General features: G+C 41.2%; 22 protein-coding genes, 1 tRNA gene and 1 riboswitch. Of the genes, 16 read left to right on the top strand and 7 right to left on the bottom strand.

The features are described from left to right. The first annotated feature begins 2 nt into the window (after positions 1–2). From RR876_RS04225 to panD, 5 genes are all read left to right on the top strand, one after another. A tRNA-Gln gene (locus RR876_RS04225) sits at positions 3–77 on the top strand. 36 nt (positions 78–113) lie between these two features. After that, positions 114–1067 (top strand): ribose-phosphate pyrophosphokinase, encoded by a 954-nt coding sequence (locus RR876_RS04220; protein WP_004695513.1) that lies wholly within the window; start codon positions 114–116, stop codon positions 1065–1067. A gap of 101 nt (positions 1068–1168) precedes the next feature. Beyond that, positions 1169–1465: a 50S ribosomal protein L25 gene (gene rplY / locus RR876_RS04215; protein ID WP_004695511.1), complete on the top strand. Its 297-nt coding sequence runs from the start codon at positions 1169–1171 to the stop codon at positions 1463–1465. Between the two features lie 18 nt (positions 1466–1483). Next, positions 1484–2065 carry an aminoacyl-tRNA hydrolase gene (gene pth, locus RR876_RS04210; RefSeq protein WP_004695508.1) on the top strand — a complete coding sequence of 194 codons (582 nt, stop codon included), beginning with the start codon at positions 1484–1486 and terminating at the stop codon, positions 2063–2065. A gap of 143 nt (positions 2066–2208) precedes the next feature. Next, positions 2209–2589: an aspartate 1-decarboxylase gene (gene panD / locus RR876_RS04205; RefSeq protein WP_004695506.1), complete on the top strand. Its 381-nt coding sequence runs from the start codon at positions 2209–2211 to the stop codon at positions 2587–2589. A gap of 63 nt (positions 2590–2652) precedes the next feature. On the opposite strand, the gene RR876_RS04200 is transcribed toward panD, so the two are convergent. Continuing rightward, a complete protein-coding gene (locus RR876_RS04200; RefSeq protein ID WP_332476623.1) occupies positions 2653–3255 on the bottom strand; it encodes a GDYXXLXY domain-containing protein in 603 nt (200 codons plus the stop codon). Further along, on the bottom strand, positions 3252–5036 hold the full coding sequence (locus RR876_RS04195) for a DUF2157 domain-containing protein (protein ID WP_332476624.1): 1785 nt from the start codon (positions 5034–5036) through the stop codon (positions 3252–3254). The genes RR876_RS04200 and RR876_RS04195 overlap by 4 nt, the downstream gene beginning before the upstream one ends. A 249-nt stretch (positions 5037–5285) precedes the next feature. Further along, a riboswitch (FMN riboswitch) is annotated at positions 5286–5448 on the top strand. Between the two features lie 105 nt (positions 5449–5553). On the opposite strand from RR876_RS04195, the gene ribB reads away from it, so the two are divergent. Beyond that, a complete protein-coding gene (gene ribB / locus RR876_RS04190; RefSeq protein WP_234963552.1) occupies positions 5554–6213 on the top strand; it encodes a 3,4-dihydroxy-2-butanone-4-phosphate synthase in 660 nt (219 codons plus the stop codon). 59 nt (positions 6214–6272) lie between these two features. Here ribB and RR876_RS04185 read toward each other — a convergent pair whose 3' ends face one another. Both RR876_RS04185 and RR876_RS04180 read right to left on the bottom strand, forming a co-directional pair. Further along, positions 6273–6884 carry a LysE family translocator gene (locus RR876_RS04185; RefSeq protein WP_332476717.1) on the bottom strand — a complete coding sequence of 204 codons (612 nt, stop codon included), beginning with the start codon at positions 6882–6884 and terminating at the stop codon, positions 6273–6275. A gap of 85 nt (positions 6885–6969) precedes the next feature. Then, positions 6970–7455: a DUF1289 domain-containing protein gene (locus RR876_RS04180; protein WP_332476625.1), complete on the bottom strand. Its 486-nt coding sequence runs from the start codon at positions 7453–7455 to the stop codon at positions 6970–6972. A 180-nt stretch (positions 7456–7635) separates the two neighbouring features. Between RR876_RS04180 and RR876_RS04175 the strand changes: the two genes are divergently transcribed. The 4 genes from RR876_RS04175 (at position 7636) to RR876_RS04160 (ending at position 10211) form a co-directional block, all read left to right on the top strand. Continuing rightward, positions 7636–8568 (top strand): rhodanese-related sulfurtransferase, encoded by a 933-nt coding sequence (locus RR876_RS04175; RefSeq protein ID WP_039890019.1) that lies wholly within the window; start codon positions 7636–7638, stop codon positions 8566–8568. Positions 8569–8782: 214 nt separating this feature from the next. Beyond that, entirely contained in the window at positions 8783–9082 is a 300-nt protein-coding gene (locus tag RR876_RS04170) for a hypothetical protein (protein ID WP_039890017.1), read from the top strand. A gap of 78 nt (positions 9083–9160) precedes the next feature. Then, positions 9161–9775, top strand: a complete 615-nt coding sequence (locus tag RR876_RS04165) for a DedA family protein (RefSeq protein ID WP_332481833.1) — start codon at positions 9161–9163, stop codon at positions 9773–9775. 22 nt (positions 9776–9797) lie between these two features. Further along, positions 9798–10211, top strand: coding sequence for an ABZJ_00895 family protein (locus tag RR876_RS04160; RefSeq protein WP_332476626.1), 414 nt, complete (start codon positions 9798–9800; stop codon positions 10209–10211). A 63-nt stretch (positions 10212–10274) separates the two neighbouring features. Here the strand turns inward: RR876_RS04160 and RR876_RS04155 are convergent, their stop codons facing one another. Further along, positions 10275–11168 carry a LysR family transcriptional regulator gene (locus tag RR876_RS04155; protein ID WP_332476627.1) on the bottom strand — a complete coding sequence of 298 codons (894 nt, stop codon included), beginning with the start codon at positions 11166–11168 and terminating at the stop codon, positions 10275–10277. Between the two features lie 103 nt (positions 11169–11271). Here RR876_RS04155 and RR876_RS04150 point away from each other — a divergent pair, with 103 nt between their 5' ends. Continuing rightward, the gene (locus RR876_RS04150; RefSeq protein WP_332476628.1) at positions 11272–11874 is read left to right on the top strand and encodes a LysE family transporter; all 603 of its coding nucleotides are present in this window, start codon (positions 11272–11274) and stop codon (positions 11872–11874) included. Between the two features lie 119 nt (positions 11875–11993). Here RR876_RS04150 and RR876_RS04145 read toward each other — a convergent pair whose 3' ends face one another. Together RR876_RS04145 and RR876_RS04140 are read right to left on the bottom strand one after the other, a co-directional pair. Further along, entirely contained in the window at positions 11994–12518 is a 525-nt protein-coding gene (locus RR876_RS04145) for a YecA family protein (protein WP_004695482.1), read from the bottom strand. Positions 12519–12588: 70 nt separating this feature from the next. Beyond that, positions 12589–12798 carry a hypothetical protein gene (locus RR876_RS04140; RefSeq protein ID WP_004982817.1) on the bottom strand — a complete coding sequence of 70 codons (210 nt, stop codon included), beginning with the start codon at positions 12796–12798 and terminating at the stop codon, positions 12589–12591. Positions 12799–13231: 433 nt separating this feature from the next. On the opposite strand from RR876_RS04140, the gene rpoD reads away from it, so the two are divergent. The 5 genes from rpoD (at position 13232) to RR876_RS04115 (ending at position 18148) form a co-directional block, all read left to right on the top strand. After that, positions 13232–15118: an RNA polymerase sigma factor RpoD gene (gene rpoD, locus RR876_RS04135; protein ID WP_183173044.1), complete on the top strand. Its 1887-nt coding sequence runs from the start codon at positions 13232–13234 to the stop codon at positions 15116–15118. Positions 15119–15240: 122 nt separating this feature from the next. Beyond that, positions 15241–15528 carry a DUF493 domain-containing protein gene (locus RR876_RS04130; protein ID WP_010327321.1) on the top strand — a complete coding sequence of 96 codons (288 nt, stop codon included), beginning with the start codon at positions 15241–15243 and terminating at the stop codon, positions 15526–15528. Positions 15529–15690: 162 nt separating this feature from the next. Beyond that, positions 15691–16350, top strand: a complete 660-nt coding sequence (lipB, locus tag RR876_RS04125) for a lipoyl(octanoyl) transferase LipB (protein WP_332476630.1) — start codon at positions 15691–15693, stop codon at positions 16348–16350. Positions 16351–16428: 78 nt separating this feature from the next. Beyond that, positions 16429–16962, top strand: a complete 534-nt coding sequence (locus tag RR876_RS04120) for a hypothetical protein (protein ID WP_004982822.1) — start codon at positions 16429–16431, stop codon at positions 16960–16962. 1 nt (position 16963) lies between these two features. Then, on the top strand, positions 16964–18148 hold the full coding sequence (locus tag RR876_RS04115) for an iron-containing alcohol dehydrogenase (RefSeq protein WP_332481827.1): 1185 nt from the start codon (positions 16964–16966) through the stop codon (positions 18146–18148). Positions 18149–18370 lie beyond the last annotated feature (222 nt).

The raw sequence follows: 18370 nt of genomic DNA, 5'->3' as shown, positions 1-18370 counted from the left end.
TTAGGGGTATCGCCAAGTGGTAAGGCACCGGTTTTTGATATCGGCATCCGTTGGTTCGAATCCAGCTACCCCTGCCATCTAATTCCTAAATTGCCAACCGCCAAGGGTGCTTCATGCCCAATCTTGTCGTTTTTAGTGGATCTGCACATCCACAATTCGCCCAAAAAGTCGTAAGCCACTTGCACATCCCTTTAGGTGCTGCATCTATTGGTCAATTTTCTGACGGTGAAATTGCTGTCGAAATTACTGAAAATGTTCGTGGTAAAGACGTATTTATCGTACAACCTACTTGTGCCCCAACGAATGATAACCTGATGGAAATCCTCGTTATGGCTGATGCTTTGCGTCGTGCAAGTGCTGGTCGTATTACCGCAGTGATTCCTTATTTCGGTTATGCGCGTCAAGACCGTCGTCCTCGTTCATCACGTGTTCCAATTACTGCAAAAGTTGTCGCAGATATGCTGACAACTGTAGGAATTGACCGTGTGGTAATGATCGACCTTCACGCTGACCAAATCCAAGGTTTCTTCGATATCCCTGTAGACAACATCTACGGTACACCAGCGCTTTTAGCTGACCTTCGTCAACAATCACATGATAACCTCATGGTGGTTTCTCCTGACGTTGGCGGTGTCGTTCGTGCACGTGCTGTTGCTAAACAAATGGGCGATATTGACCTTGCTATCATCGACAAACGTCGTCAAAAGGCAAACGAATCACAAGTCATGCACTTGATTGGTGATGTTAAAGGCCGTGACTGCGTCATCGTAGATGACATGGTGGATACTGCAGGTACGTTATGTAAAGCTGCTGATGCATTGAAAACATTTGGTGCGCGCAAAGTGGTTGCTTATGCAACTCACCCTGTTTTATCAGGTAAAGCTATCGAAAACTTGAAAAACTCTGTGATTGATGAATTGGTTGTTACAGACACCATTCCACTTTCTGAAGAAGCTCAAGCTCTTGGTAAGATTCGCCAAGTTTCAGTTGCAAGTATGGTTGCTGAAACAATTCGTCGTATTAACAACGAAGAATCTATTAGCGCAATGTTTGATTCTTATCTATAATATAGCGCTGAATTTTAAAAGCCCTGCCCAGTGCAGGGCTTTGTCTCACTAGGTCGGTCGCAGATCTAGTTTATTTAAAACTTAAATTAAGGATGTCTATCATGGCAAACTTCGTATTAAACGCTCAAGCGCGTGAAGCAGCTAACCAAGGGAAAGGTGCGAGCCGCCGCCTTCGTCACGCTGCTCAAGTTCCAGCTATCATCTACGGTGGTGCTGCTGAACCTGTAGCTGTTACTTTAGAACTTCGTGAGCTTGTTAAAGCTTTAGAAAACAACGCTTTCTTCGAAGAAGTTGTTGAAATCAAAGTTGGCGACAAAGTTGAAAGCGTTAAAATCAAAGCGTTACAACGTCACCCAGCTAAAAACACGCCTATGCACGCTGACTTCGTTCGCGCATAAGTGTTATTGGTGTAATTAGTGTCAAATATTTCACTGATTGTTGGTTTGGGCAACCCAGGTTCTGAGTATGCCCAAACCCGCCATAATGCAGGCTTTTGGTTTGTTGAACGCCTTGCAGAACAATATGGCATTACGCTTAAAAAAGACCCAAAATTCAATGGAATGAGTGGGCGTGGTAATATCGAAGGTCAAGACGTCCGTCTGCTATTACCCACAACTTTTATGAACCTTGTTGGTAAAAGTGTTGTTCCCTTCGCAAAATTCTACAATATTGCTCCAGAAGCAATACTGATTGCTCACGATGAACTGGATATGAACCCTGGTGTCATTCGCCTAAAAACTGGTGGTGGTCATGGTGGTCATAATGGTTTACGTGACATAGTTCCTCATATCGGTCCAAATTTCCATCGCTTACGCATTGGTATTGGTCACCCCGGTTCAAAAGAACGTGTTTCAGGACATGTCTTAAGCAAAGCACCAAGCAATGAACAAAATTTAATGGATGACGCAATCCATCACGCATTGGCTCGCACTAAAATGCTGGTGAATGGTGAGATTCAGCCTGCCATGAATCAAATCAATGCTTACAAACCAAACTGATAAGTCAAAAAAATGTTGAACCATGCTGCTTGCCATACTGTCATTTTAAAGGCAAAATGCGCTTGCCTGATTGCTTATCCAGCAAGTTCAGATTGATTCAACCATAAGATAACGATCTTAGGTCCACTCAGGAGACGCTAGCCATGCTATCTCGTTTATTAAAAGCAAAAATCCACCGTTGTGTTGTTACTCAAGCTGAACTTCATTATGAAGGTTCATGTGCAATCGATGGTCTTTTATTAGATTTAGCCGGTATCCGCGAATATGAAGAAATTCACATGTGGAACGTGACTAATGGTAAACGTTTCAGTACCTATGCAATTCGTGGTGAAGAAGGTTCTGGCATCATTTCAGTCAATGGTGGTGCAGCACATCAGGCCGATGTAGGCGATTTAATGATTATTGCTACATTCGGTGATTTCACAGAAGCTGAAGCAAATGCACATAAACCACGTTTAGTTTATGCAAATCCAGATAACACTGTAAGCCACATGGCAAACTGCATTCCAGTACAAGTGGCTTAAGCCCAATAAATTAAAAAATCCGCTGCGTGCGGATTTTTTAATAAGCAGAACAATGCAATTGGATCAATTCTGAGCAGTACGAAACCCGCTCAACCAATCTCGTTTGCTCTCACAGCCTAAATCTTGTAACTGATCACCTTTCAATGCCGTGAGTATCGCATTGCCCTGCTCATCGACTTTAAACTCAGCATATTCTGCCTGCTGATAACAATCAGCTAAACCTTCTGCAAATAAAAAACTTCTCGACGCAGGATAAAGCCCGTTATAGCGATTATTCGGATTTTGCAAAATCAGTCGAGCTGTACGAACATTTTTTGGCAACTCAAAATAGCTATGTATCACGCGCCTCTGTGAATCAAGTTCAACATAAGTGAGCACCGAAGACTTGTTCTTAATCACTTGATCAAAATAATGACCTGAAAAAATCTGATCTTCTTGATTGCTGTTGGCTTGGCTGGTACTTTCTGGACTCAAATGCTGAGGAGCAAAATAAAGTTGATAATTCAGCGCCATATAATCCCCCTGAATAATCGAACGCGGGTCTACAGGTTGCAAACGCACATACATGGTTTGACTATTGTTTAAGTGCCATTCATTTTTAAAAATTAAGCCTAAAAATACCGCGATGCTGAGTAATGCAAAAGCAAGAGGAATCATTTTCTTCATATGCCGAACTCCTCTTTTTGCTTAAATAGCATCAAGCTCAATGTCAGCAAGAGCAACATCAGGCCAGACAGGAACATGCTTAAACTTTTAATTAGAAAGGTCACGTCAAGGGAATAATATAAAAACCCTAAAATTACAGCGAAAGTTGCCAGCGCAAATCCATAGATTACTTTATCTTGTGTTTTTAATGCCCATGAAATGATGGCCAAACAAATAAAAATATCGAAATAACCATAAAAAATCAGTCCTACCGCAAAAGCAGTCAAAATAAAATGCGCAAATAAATGAAACTGCTTTTGAATATGCAAAAAGACAAAAAGTACAAACCATAAAATCGGTAAGCCAAAAGCCAATATCGGAATGTGCTCAATTTTCGTTAATTCGTATTTCCCAAATAAAGTATAAAAACCCATGGAGAATAGAATAATCCCAAGTGCCGCAAGCAATACACTGCGTTGATATTCAGTTGGCTGTATGAATTTTATGGCCAGAATTCCCAGATAAAAAACATAATTCCAAAGTGCTAAATAAACAAAATTTTCAACAATATTGCGCCAACTGAGATGTGCATTAATATCCCAAATATATGCCACACCTGCTGCATATAACCCCAAAATTTGAACAAAGACAAAGAACCAATGTGTTCGCATAAAATAAGCGAGTGCTAGCATCGCCAATTGTAAAAATAGAATAGGAATAATTTGATTCATTAAATCAACGGTGTGAAAGATGACCGCAATTTGTCCTGCAACCCAGAGACAATAAGCAAATTGTCTTAAAAATAAACTTTGTTTAGCTTTCAACAAGTAAGCTGCCAAAGCTACAAAGACAATGCCCATAATCAAAGAGAAATTCCCCCAAAAGGTCAGCATCAACGTAGCAAAGACGATGCCCGCAATCCAAGCTCCCACGGCAAGTGGAATAGCATTGAACCGACTATGTGGAATAAATTTAATCAACATGTATGTGATGAAAGCAAACCACGCAAAAATAATCAGTGCGATAAAAAATAATTCAAAAATTTCATTATGACCAAACCACTCCGTCACCGTCTTCACAATGATCAAGGTAAAGCTAATGCCTAAGCCAACGGCTGAAAGTGCATTACACAACTGATCTTTATTTTGATAATAGTAAGCCAGTGAAATGCCCAACAAGATAAAAGACACGATGAAATAAAGAATGCTTTTATCCGCATAGAGATACATTGCCATATGCCAAATCGAGAGAATGGCAAACCATAGTAAGAATAAATAACGAAGTTTCGAATAATATTTATTGCAGAAATAGAATTGAATCAATGCAAATACATGAATACTGATTAAAAAGAGATCTGGATATTGATCCCCCCAAAAGGTTTGGATAAAAAACAGAAACAGCGCCAATTGGCTGGTAATACATAAAAGAAAAAATACACCGATATTCGGACGATATAACCACGGTAAAAGTAGCACAGACCAAAGTAGAAATAATAAATAGCTGTCAGCACCCGTTTGATAAATTTGACCAATCACAGCCAGACTTAAACCAATCATCAACCCACAGATATTATGTAAACATTGCACTAGAAAATCATGTTTTGTCAGCCACAAGCTGCAAACTGCGCTGAGGAATAATAACAACTGAGGAATAGCCAGCTGAATATTCTGTGGCAACATAAACCAATTAGCAGCAACCAAATACAACATACTGACCGCGATGAGGGTAAAACCAAAAACTTGAAGATGCTTTATGAAGGATTCAGCACTCCAAGGGTAATCATATTGTTGAATTTTGATCAATCCCAATTCCTCACTCTTATTTTTATCTTCATTATTTAAAGGTATTCAGCCTATAAAAGCTCTGCCGATTCAAATTATGCACTTTTTCTTGGGCATTCATTTTTGAAACTTTATCCCCATACTAAGTGAAATCATGCAAAGAGATTGTTGATCTTTAGCAAAGCTATAGCAAAAATTGTTCTATGTATAAAACTGATCATTCTAAAACGCCCCCTGTTTTTCTAAATATTTAGCACTATAATAGAGTTACATCGCTTCAGGGCGGGGTGTAATTCCCCACCGGTGGTAAGTTCAGTTGAATCTTTAAAACTGAATCAGCCCACGAGCCAGCCAAGCAGAAATCATCTATTTGGCTCGCAGATTTGGTTCAATTCCAAAGCCGACGGTATAGTCCGGATGAAAGAAGACGACGTGACCAATAGAATCTCAGGTGCAAACCTGTGAGGATTTATTGCTACGCCAATTTTTCAAAGTCCTGAAATGTTCAATCGTACTTCAATTTTACGCGAGCGTTTCAATGTCTAGTTTGATTCAACCCGAAATTTTCTTTTCAGCCCTTTCTCCAGCTGAACAACGTATCCAACAAGCTTTAGAAGATATCCGCCAAGGCAAACCTGTTTTGGTGATGGATGACTTTGACCGTGAAAACGAAGCCGACCTCATTGTGGCTGCCGAAACGCTCACCGTCGAAACGATGGCACGCATGATTCGTGATGGTTCTGGCATTGTCTGTTTATGTCTGACCGATGAACTGGCCGATCACTTAGACCTTATGCCTATGGTGTCAGATAACTCAAGTCAGTTTAAAACTGCATTCACGGTGACCATTGAAGCTGCAACTGGCGTGACCACAGGTGTGTCTGCACAAGATCGTACCACCACAGTCAAAGCAGCAATTAAAGATGGGGCTGTTGCCAGCGACTTAAACCGCCCTGGTCATGTATTCCCTCTTCGTGCCCGCCAAGGCGGTGTACTCACCCGTCGTGGTCATACCGAAGGTACTATTGATTTAGCACGTTTAGCAGGCTTGAAGCCAGCAGGTGTCTTGTGTGAACTGACCAATGCCGATGGAACTATGGCCTCTGGCATTCAAGTGTTGGCATATGCGCAAACGCATCAGTTGACTGTGATCACCATTGAAGAATTGGTGCAATATCGCATCAAACACGGGGTTTAATTTTTAGGCTCCCGATCAAAAAGCCTCCATGTTGGAGGCTTTTTTAAATACCATCAACATCAAACAAAGACAGTATAAATACCATAGAGCGCAATGCTGACCAATATCGCCCCACAAACGCCTAATAACTTATTGTACAAAGCGGACTGCGATAGTTTATTAAAACCCAAATAAACCAAAGACAACGTGCTGAAGTCTAGAATAATCCAGAGAATGGTCAATAGTACAAGGCTGACATCGACATCATTGGTTACCCCAATGAACTGTGGGAAAAATGAGGCAAAGAAAATAATATCCTTCGGATTTGAAATACCCACCAAGAAACCTTGCTTAAAGCCCCCCTGCACCGCCTTTAGTTGCACAGGCGATGTTTCTGTTTCTTGTGCAATGGCTTCTTTTAAAATTTGAAATCCAAGATAGGCAATATATATGCAGCCTAGAATCTTAATCGCATTTAGCCAATGCTCTGCAATGTTTAAAAAGCCTTTTAAGATAAGTACAGACAATACAATAAGAACCAAAGAGGCTAAATTCGTCCCAAAAATGGTTTTTAAGGCTTGTTTATACCCACCTTTTAAACCTGCACTGGCAACCAACAACATCACTGGGCCGGGTGTTGCAATCATGACCACCACAGCCGTACAGTACAACACCAGCTCAAATACATTCACCATCGAAAAAACCCTTTTCCCCAGTCACTCTCGCAAATAGCTTAGGTATGCGGAGTGTTCTTTTTCTATATCAAACCAAGAGGACTTATTCGTCCTCTTCCATATGGATGAGATGTTGTCGAATTGCGTCAGCACGCAAAAATGCCAAATCATAACTAGCTGTAGCAAGTGCAAGAACACGGCGCTCAAACTCTTGCCAAATCGGTTTCACTTGCTGCGCTTGAATGCCTAAACCACTTTCTTCGGTAAAGTTCTTATTTTTTTCACATACTTTTAACGCATGATAAAGCTTCCGCCCTTTGGATGCATCGGGACGTAAACGAACGCGTTTAGATAAAACAAAAGCTTCGACCTGCTGCACATCAGCAAAAGGCAACATGGGCACCAAAATTTGATCTAGTTGTGCATCTAAGCGTTGCCAAACTGAACGATGCTGCTCCGAAGTGTAGGTGTTCCACTGAATCACTTCATGATTAAAACGACGACAACCACGACACACAGAATCACCAAATACCGTTGAACAACGCCCTGCACATGGGGTCAAAGAGGCAATTCGATGATCTGTACTCAAAACATACTCCTGATAATAAACGCACCAAAACAAAACGGATTTTGTCTTGGGCAACTGAATATACACGCTCACCTACCACTTGAGAAGCCATTTAAAATGTTTACTTATCTCGCATCTTGATTCAATTCCATGTAAAATGTGCGCCTTAAAATTATCTATCAAAATACATTGGAGTACTCCATGAACGCTACTGTAGAACAGCTTGCACCTGTAGAACAGCAAGCGACGACTGGTTGGGTTGTTGCCGCACTTTATCAATTCAAAGAAGTTCAAGATCCTGCTGATCTTCAACAACGTCTTTTAGACTTGGTAAAAACCATCAACCTGTGTGGTACTCTGATTGTAGCGGGCGAAGGCATTAATGGTACGGTTGCAGGCGACCGTGCCGCGATCGATATGATTCATCAATTCCTTCTGAATGAAGGTTTTAACGAAATGGAATACAAAGAGTCTGACAGTGCGGACAAACCGTTTCGTAAAATGAAGATCAAACTTAAAAAAGAGATCGTGACTTTAGGCGTTGAAGTAAAGCCACGTGATTTAGTCGGTCACTACCTTGATCCGAAAGAATGGAATGACCTGATTGCTCGTGATGACGTCATTTTGATCGATACTCGTAATGACTATGAATACAAAGCCGGAACATTTAAGGGTGCCATTGACCCAAAAACAGAAAGTTTCCGCGAATTTCCAGAATACGTTAAACAAAACCTCGAACAGCACAAAGATAAAAAAATTGCCATGTTTTGTACAGGTGGTATCCGCTGTGAAAAATCGACCTCTCTTCTTCTTCAAGAAGGTTTCAATGAGGTTTATCACTTAAAAGGCGGCATCTTAAAGTACTTAGAAGAAACCCCTGCTGAACAAAGCATGTGGGAAGGCGAATGTTTCGTTTTTGATGGCCGTACTGCTGTCACTCATGGTGTTGAAGAAGGCCTTAACATTAAGTGTCATGCTTGTGGTTGGCCACTTCTTCCTGCTGAAGCAGAAGAACCTAGCTATGAACATGGTGTGTCATGCAAATACTGTATCGACAACACCACAGAAAAACAAAAAGAAGGCTTCCGTATGCGCCAGTCACAGATTGCTGCGGCTAAACGTAAACGCCTTTAAAATCATTCAGATCATTTAAGTCAAGAATAAGCCCTCATTTGAGGGTTTATTCTTTTATCCAGTTCGCATTTTTTAAAAATATTTAACAATTTTGTCACAACATTGAACTCAATCTGAGTCATACTGTATAAATAATAAGCTAAAGTGGTGCCCTGAAGGTCTCCACATAACAATAAAAATGACATGCCTAAACGACGAAAATAGGATGATTGCCATGCATAAAATAATCATGCCACGCCATCGCACACTGATTCGCAATGCCGCAGCAAACCGTATCGAGCAATATCACAATACCAGCTTCAACCAAATCAAAGCCAAGCTTGAACAGCGCACGCATTTATTTATTGTGGTTTTGGGCATGTTGATTGGTTCAAGTATCGCGCTCGGGATTGGTTACCATTTAAGCTCCAATCTTTTAAATTATACGTTGCTCAGTTTAATCCCGATTGCGCTGGCCTATAGCTTACGTAAAGTCTATATTCACACCCTGACCCATACCCGTTTCGATGAATAGAAAACAATACATTTCAATTCTTTACCCACATGCGATAAGTCCTTAAGATAACTTATCGCATTTATTTTTATGGTCTATATGAACCTCACTGCATGGATCATCTCCATCATGGAACAATTGGGTTATTGGGGAATAGCCTTACTGATGTTTCTTGATAATGTTTTTCCGCCCATTCCTTCTGAAATTATCATGCCTTCTGCAGGTTATGCCGCATCACAAGGTGAGTTGGTGTTAGTTGGAGTCATTATTGCAGGATGTATTGGTTCACTCTTTGCCGCAGCAGTGCTGTATTGGATCGGCTATCAATTTAAACAAGAGCATATTTTCAGATGGGTCGACCGCTATGGTAAATATCTGTTTATCAAATCCGCCGATGTGAAAAAATCCTTAGATTGGTTTGAGCAGTTTGGTCACCGTATTGTATTTTTTGGTCGTATGATTCCTGCAGTGCGTTCACTGATTAGCATCCCTGCGGGGATGAGCCGTATGCCCTTTTGGAAGTTCATGTTTTATAGTGGACTCGGTACAATTATCTGGACAACATTTTTAGCAACAGTCGGCTATTACTTTGGTGAAAACCAAGCACTGATGCATCAAATTTTTAGCAAAGTCGGTTATGTCATTATTGCCATTGTCGCTGTGATTATCCTTTGGTTTTTATATCGCAGGCATTTGCGTAAAACACGCAGCTAATTTATTTATTTTGGGGAAATACATGAAACACTATTTACTGCATTTTGCGGCGGTATATAGCATTGCTTTGGTGCTGTTAATCACCGTACTGGTCTTTGGTTTAAACCTTGGAGGTTTAACCTTAATTCCGACCTTAGTGGCTTGTGCACTGATTAGTGTCGGACACTTTGTGAAAAAAGAACACCGTGTTCCAAACAATCATGAAAAAATTCAACTGGTTTGGGGCTCCAGTGCTGTCGCAATTACCATCGGTAGTTTCTTTGTACTTTTTTTAGTGCTGATGAATCCCAATGCTGAAGCGATTATGAAATCCGTCGATAATGCTGGCATTGGACTCACCGCTGTCGTTATGCTGTGTATGGTCGCGATTCATGGCGCTATTTTTCATATTGCCTATGGTTGGTACGCAGACTATTGTTTTAAAAAGTTGCCATAAAAAAACACCTCGTTTGAGGTGTTTTTTTATGCTCGATAGATAACGATCAAATGCCGCACGGGATTAGTGCTTTTGAGCGGAAAGTGCCATTAACTTTGTTTGGCTGGCTCTCATTTCTTCAATCAACCAATCCTTAAAAATGACTTTATGCGGATCATCCTCAAAAGGAGATGCGGAAAGTAAATAATAAGCAGAGCCATCTTGCACAATCGGGCTAAGCATGTCTAACACTTGAAAATCGAGCTCTTTTTCAACCATATAAGCTGAAACTACTGTTGCACCCAACCCTGCTAAAGAGGCCTCTATGCACAAATAGAAATGTTCCAACGCTACTCTTTGAAAGTGCTTAAACTGTGTTTTATATGCATCCTTAAATTGTGTCCATATTTTAGGTCGCGAACTGGAAATAAACAGCTGTGACATCGGGGCTAAATGATTATGATGCGATACACAAACCATATGCTCATCAGCCATTTTTTCGCTATAAATGGCCTTGCCCCACTCAAAATCATTACGCCTTAAGGCCAAGTCAATGTTTTGTGCTTTAAAATCCGCTTCTCCACCACCTGTTAACAAACTGATATCAATCTCAGGATAACGTAGCTTAAATTGAACTAAACGCGGAATCAGCCATTTCATGGCGATGGTCGGTTCACAGGATAAGATTAAGGTCTTCTTCTCATTCTTCTTTTCTCTTGTCATCTGCACGAGGCACTGGTCAATCTGAGGAAAGACCTGCTCACAACAATCAAACAGTGTTAGACCATCTCCCGTCAGCTGTAACTTTTTGCCGTCACGAATAAATAAACGATACCCCAGTGCCTCTTCTAAGTTTTTTAACTGCTTACTGACCGCACCCTGAGTGACAAAGAGTTTTTCAGCAGCGATGGTGACACTGTCATAGCGGGCGACATAATAAAAAAACTTAAGAGAATTCAGTGATAAGCGTTCAATCATTCCAAAAACTCATTAAAAGGAAAGAATTAAAATCGATTTTCACTATAGCAAATATATGAAAAATATATAAATCCTTTATTTCAATCCGAACAAGGATCAATGAGTGAATGAAATTATAGCGATTGCAATCATTACCCTACTTGCAGTCATTAGTCCTGGTGCTGACTTCGCTTTGGTCAGCCGAAATAGTTATCTGTATGGGCGTAAACAAGGGATCTATACCGCATATGGTATTGCTTGTGCTGTATGGATCCATATTAGCTATAGCGTACTGGGGCTCAGTTTCTTAAAGCACTACATTCCGCACCTATTGCATATCATTCAGTATATTGGCGCGCTGTACCTGATGTATATCGGGTACAAAACATTTACCCAACAGCAAATTAGTGACCATGCCACTCATACCTTGCTGCGCCCACGGCAAGCATTTATACAAGGTTTTCTAGGCAACAGCTTAAATCCCAAAACTACGCTATTTGTGATGAGCATCTTTGCACAGTTACTGCGAGGCAATCATGGTCTGATGCATTTAATCGGTTATGGCATGTTTATCTCGGCCAGTCATCTGCTGTGGTTTTTGCTCATTTCACTATTCTGCTCGACCCCAGTGATCCGAAATAAAATTTTACGCAAACAAGTGAGCATTAACCGTGTCATCGGTACCGTACTCGCAACTTTAGGACTTTGCTTATTTCTCACAAACTAAGCATGAGTGGTGCCTGCGTTTAAACACTAAAATTTGAGCAAATAAAAAAACGTCCTCTAGGGACGTTTTTTTATTTGCTTGCTAATGCCTGCGTCGCTGATGTCACGACGCAAGAACAATTATGCTGGCGTATGATACATGAGATAAAGTTCGTTTAAATTCTCTGGAATTTCTTCTGCAAGCTCATCCATTAACTGACCGTTACGACGGAAAGTTTCCATTTGCGGATCTTCTTCATCAATCCCACTAAATACCATAATTGGTAATGTAAGATCGACCAGTTGCTCTTCAAACTCAGGCGTGAACCATGCATCTTCATTGAGGAACATTGCATCGACAAAACCAACGCTCCAATCCCCTAGACTTGACTCAACATCGGCCTCTTCAATTTCAAAAGGAAATTCAATCCCTTCTTCATTGGCAAGGTTTTGACGAATAGACTCAAGCCAAGCTTTCACTTGTGCGATGATCTCGGCAGGCACTTTCTTTTGATTATTATCAAAAAGTTCATCCAACCATTTTGCAAAAGTAGGACCAACTGCAATTGCACACAAGAAACCATGAGTCGCTGCAAAATCTAGACCATACTCATTTTGGTCACCATCTAGATATTCACTCAATAAGTCTAAATCTAAAGCACTCATTTCAAATCCAAATTCAGAAACTGATTAGGGCATTAGCATAGCATTTTCAGACACGATGCTACATCTGATTTTAGTCTTCTTCGTCGTCAAAATCATCGTCATCGTCGATGTCGTAATCAAAATCTTTAAGCTCACGTTCCAAACGGCGCTGTGCAAGAAGGTCATCAATCAGGCGACGTTTTTCTAATGATTCTTTCGCACTAATTTTACTTGATGACTCATCAAAATTAACATCATCATCAGCGTAGTTATCATCTAGTTCAAAATCTGTAGAAGACACTAAAACTACCTCATAGTGAAAAAATGTGAAGGGTCTTAGCCGCTATTTATATGGGTTCCAGAACCTTGTCAAGTTTTATTTGCATTTAGAGCAATTAATTTGATTTTTAGTCTTTATTTCTAACCAATTTTTATGGCATGATATAATCCACCCTGCGTCTTTGTAGTTTACGACTTTAAATGGTCACATAAAATCCAAATCTTTCAGATTTCAAATTTGGGTTTTGAACTTGAGTACGCTCGGGATGAACTTGAAAACAACAAATTCACCCCCATCTAAATCACTGAATTTATATTTTTAATATTTTATCAGTCAGCTTTTGGCTGACTATCCCTGATGGAATACGCAGTTATTTACAAATAAGTTTATGAAGCGAATTGTGCCCAGATGCACAGTTTTCCACTGCCACAGATTCAACGAAGAGTAAGCAAAGATGAGCGATATGACTTCCCCTACTTCACAAGTAGCGGCTCTGATTAGCCGAGGCAAAGAGCAAGGTTACCTAACTTACGCTGAGGTTAACGATCATCTCCCAGACTCGATCACTGAAAGCGAACAGATTGAAGACATTATTCAAATGCTTCAAGACGTCGGTATTCCTGTGCACGAACGTGCACCTGAATCTGATGATGCAATGTTTGAAGGTGGTAATGAAGCTGCCGATGAAGTTGCTGAAGAAGAAGCCGCTGCTGTTCTTGCCTCTGTAGAAAATGAGCCTGGTCGTACCACTGACCCTGTCCGCATGTATATGCGTGAAATGGGTACTGTTGAACTGTTAACGCGCGAAGGCGAAATCAGTATTGCAAAACGTATTGAAGAAGGGATTCGTGACGTTCTTCACTCGATTGCTTACTGGCCAAATGCGGTTGAAGTGGTATTACAAGAATACAAAGATTATGAAGCAGGCGAACGTCGCCTTGCGGACATCCTTTCAGGTTATTTAGACCCTGAAACCGATGAAGCGATTCCAGAAGTCCTCGAAGAAGAGTCTGAAATTGATGAAGAAGAAGACTCTTCAACCAAATCAACCAAAGATGTAAAATTGGATGATGACGAGGAAGAAGAAGAGTCTGAAAGTGATGATGATTCTGAAGGTGAATCTGGCCCAGATCCTGAAATTGCCAAAGCGCGTTTTGACGAACTGACTGCGGCTTGGAAAAACACCCGAACCATCATCGAGAAACATGGTCGTTCAAGCAAAGAAGCAGAAGATGCTTTAGAGTCACTTGCAACTGTGTTTATGATGTTCAAATTTACACCACGTTTATTTGACATCATTTCAGAAATGATTCGTGGTACACATGAACAAATCCGTACCTCTGAACGTGAAGTAATGCGCTATGCAGTACGTCGTGGTCGTATGGATCGGACTCAATTCCGCACCTCTTTCCCAGGTCAAGAGTCAAACTTTGCTTGGTTAGATGAACAAATTGCGAAAGCTTCGCCAGACCAAAAAGGCTATCTTGAAAAAGTACGCCCTGACGTTTTAGCGTTCCAACAAAAAATTGCAGACATTGAAAAAGATTTGGACCTTGATGTTAAAGGCATCAAAGAGATTTCAAAACGTATGGCTGTAGGCGAAGCGAAAGCACGCCGCGCGAAAAAAGAAATGGTTGAAGCGAACTTACGTTTGGTCATTTCGATTGCGAAAAAATACACCAACCGTGGCTTACAATTCTTGGACTTGATCCAAGAAGGTAACATTGGTTTGATGAAAGCGGTAGACAAGTTTGAATACCGCCGTGGTTATAAGTTCTCGACTTATGCAACGTGGTGGATTCGTCAGGCCATTACTCGTTCGATTGCCGACCAAGCGCGTACCATTCGTATTCCAGTACACATGATCGAAACCATTAACAAGATCAACCGTGTATCACGCCAACTTTTGCAAGAAATGGGCCGTGAACCAACACCTGAAGAACTCGGTGAACGTTTGGAAATGGATGAAGTTAAAGTGCGTAAAGTGCTGAAAATCGCCAAAGAACCAATTTCGATGGAAACACCGATTGGCGATGATGAAGATTCGCACTTGGGTGACTTCATTGAAGACAGCAACATCACGTCACCTGTCGATGCTGCAACGTCTGAAGGCCTAAAAGAAGCAACTCGTGAAGTGCTTGAAAACTTGACTGAACGTGAAGCGAAAGTCTTGAAAATGCGTTTTGGTATCGACATGCCAACGGACCATACTTTGGAAGAAGTAGGTAAACAATTTGACGTGACGCGTGAACGTATTCGTCAGATTGAAGCGAAAGCACTGCGTAAATTACGTCACCCTTCTCGCTCTGAACACTTACGTTCATTCCTAGAAAACGACTAATTGATACCGATACGTTGGAGACTTGAAATTTAATCACGAGTCTCCATTAAGTATTTAAGAGCAACACCTAACGCCTGCAGTTTCGCAGGCGTTTGAAATAAGGGGGACTGACGCTCATGACTATGTTAGACCGTACACCATCACGTGAATTACAAGAACATCTTTGGGTATTCCCTATGGACTACCCGATCAAACTCATTGGCTTTGCCAGCACTGAGTTACATGTTGCAGTGGTTGAAATTTTAGTCAAACACTTCCCTGAGTTTGATGGTGAATCGATCCAAGTCCAGCCATCACGCACAGGTAAATACCATTCTTTAACTGCTCAATTGCGTTTTGAAGAATTAGAACAAGTTCATCAACTGTATGCAGACCTTGCGGCTTGTCCGTTAATTAAAACGGCGCTGTAATTCAAATGATGTATCAATGAGACACGCTTACGAGCGTGTTTTTTTGTGCCTAAATTTTTGATCTATTGAATTCAGCTTATTCACTGAAGAAATCCCCCTACGCTCTAGATCTTTTCTTTATAATTTCAGACATACTTTTTGTTTTATAAGGACGCAAGTGCCGTGTCTGATGCCGTTCTCAAACCACAACTCATTATTCGCCAGTTTGATAATTTAACTTCATATGCTGACCGCTTTGTAGAAATGAAAGCACTGACTGAACAACGAGATGCAGACACACCAGATGAACTTTGGATTTTGCAACATCATGACGTGCTCACCCAAGGTCAAGCTGGAAAACCTGAACACATCCTCATGAGCAGCAACATTCCCGTGGTACAAACGGATCGCGGGGGGCAAGTCACTTGGCATGGTCCTGGTCAGTTGGTGGCCTATTTTATGTTTGACCTCAACCGACTTGGTTGGAACGTCCGTACCTTGGTGACTTATGCTGAAAATCTGATGATTGAGTTACTCAAGAAATATGAGATAGAAGCCAATGCCAAACCTGATGCACCTGGCGTGTATGTCGATGGACGCAAGATTGGCTCATTGGGTTTTAAAATTCGTAAAGGGCGCAGTTATCACGGTTTATCCTTAAATATTGACTGTGACTTATTTGGGTTTCACACCATTAATCCATGTGGCTATGCGGGCTTAGAAATGGTGCGAATCTCAGACCTCAGACCAGACTACCCGCGCTTTGAAAACTTATGTGCCGATATTATTGAAACTTTACAGCACAGCGGTTACTTTAAAGAAGTTCAAGTACAGCATATATAAAGGCTTTGCTTTTCATGGAAAAATAAATTAGAGTATTTACTCTAAACTAATAATTATTTTTAGAAAGGACAACAGCGAGTGATTAACGTAAATTCAGTGAAACCCGCTCTGCAATTGACCTATGTCAAACTTATGATGGATGTGATTGGCCGAGGATTGGTCATGGCCAGCCAAGTCGATAGTGAAATTCAGCAAGAAGTTGCCAAATTTCCAGCCAATTTCACCTTATCGATGAATGTCTTTCCAAACGGTCCGGCTTTTTTAGCCAAAGTGACCGAAAACCATCAACTCGAATTACTTACTCCGGGAAGTTTAAAGGCAGATTTAACCATCACTTTTAAACATCTAAGCCATGCCTTTTTGGTGTTTTCATTTCAAGAAAGTACAGCACAAGCTTTTGCACACGACCGTATGATTGCAGATGGCGATATTTCGTATGCGATTCGCCTCGTCCGCTGTCTGAATAAAATGGAATCGTTGATTTTACCTAAAATGGTCGCGGAACTTGCAGTCAAAGAATACCCAACTGAATTAGGCTTAAAAGAAAAACTCACAGGCGCTGCAAATATTTATCTCAAAGTAGCCCAATCATATTTAAAACGGAGTGCATAACATGGCGAAGCCTTATTACGAATTTTTCTGTCCTGTAAAAGTGATCGCTGGTCATGCTGCTTTAGAACACATTCCGTTTGAATTGGCAACATTAGGGGCAACCCGACCTTTAATCATTACCGACAAAGGTGTACGTGCCAATAATTTACTGGCACCCATTGAAGCGGCTTTTGAGTCTACCGATGCAGTGATTGGTGCAATTTTTGATGATGTTCCACCCGACTCAAGCTTAGAGACGGTGCGTAAAGCCGCCAATTTATATCGTGAACACCAGTGCGATGCGATTATTGCTGTCGGTGGCGGATCGGTGATTGATACCTCGAAAGCCACCAATATTTTGGTATCTGAAGGTGGTGATGACTTACTGAAATACTCTGGGGCACACAACCTACCTAAACCACTCAAACCCTTTTTTGTGATTCCAACCACATCGGGTACAGGTTCTGAAGTTACCATGGTTGCGGTGGTGTCTGATCCAGAGAAAAATGTCAAACTGCCTTTCGCATCGTACTATTTAATGCCGCATGCTGCGATTCTCGATCCACGTATGACCCAAACCCTGCCACCGCACTTAACCGCGATGACCGCAATGGATGCCATGACTCATGCCGTCGAAGCCTATACATGCATGGCACACAATCCGATTTCAGATGCCTATGCTACGGCTGCAATTAAGAAAGTCAGCAATCACTTGTTTAATGTGCTGGATAATCCAAGCGATGCCAACGGCCGCTTAGAGTTAGCTCAAGCCTCGACCATGGCTGGCATTGCATTTTCAAACTCGATGGTAGGTCTTATACACTCACTTGGACATGCCTTAGGTGCCGTTGCACACTTGCCACATGGACTATGCATGAACCTGTTCTTGCCTTATGTGCTTGAATTTAACAAGGAAGTGAATGGTGACAAGATTGCAGAGCTCCTGTTACCGCTTGCAGGACCAGATATTTATGCGCAGACCCCTGCCCACTTACGTGCAGACAAAGCCATCAACACATTACTCACCATGCGTGATCGCTTATTTACCCTAACCAAGTTACCCCGTACCTTGAGTGAAACAGGAAAAGTGACCTTAGAACAACTCGATGAGGTGGCAGAAAAGGCCCTCAACGATGGTTCAATCATTTACAACCCGAAAGAAGCCAGCTTAAAAGATTTAAAAGCAATTTTAGAAAAAGCTTGGTAATTCATAAAAAATCAGCCAATATAGCGACAATCTCAGCCTGATGCTTTTTTAAACATCGGGCTTTTATTTGCCATAAGGAATAATGCTTTCCTTATACCTATTGGCATAAAAACTGCTAAAAAAATCTGAAAAAGTTACTGACAAAAGCGGCCAAATTAATGTAGATTGGCGCACTTTTGAAATTAAACACAGGGGGGATCGTTCGTCTCAAACGATCCTTAT

Origin of the sequence: Acinetobacter sp. (assembly GCF_036666595.1) — a bacterium.
Lineage (GTDB): Bacteria > Pseudomonadota > Gammaproteobacteria > Pseudomonadales > Moraxellaceae > Acinetobacter.
The sequence above is the reverse complement of the archived record's forward strand: the minus strand, read 5'-3'. Positions and strand labels throughout refer to the sequence as shown.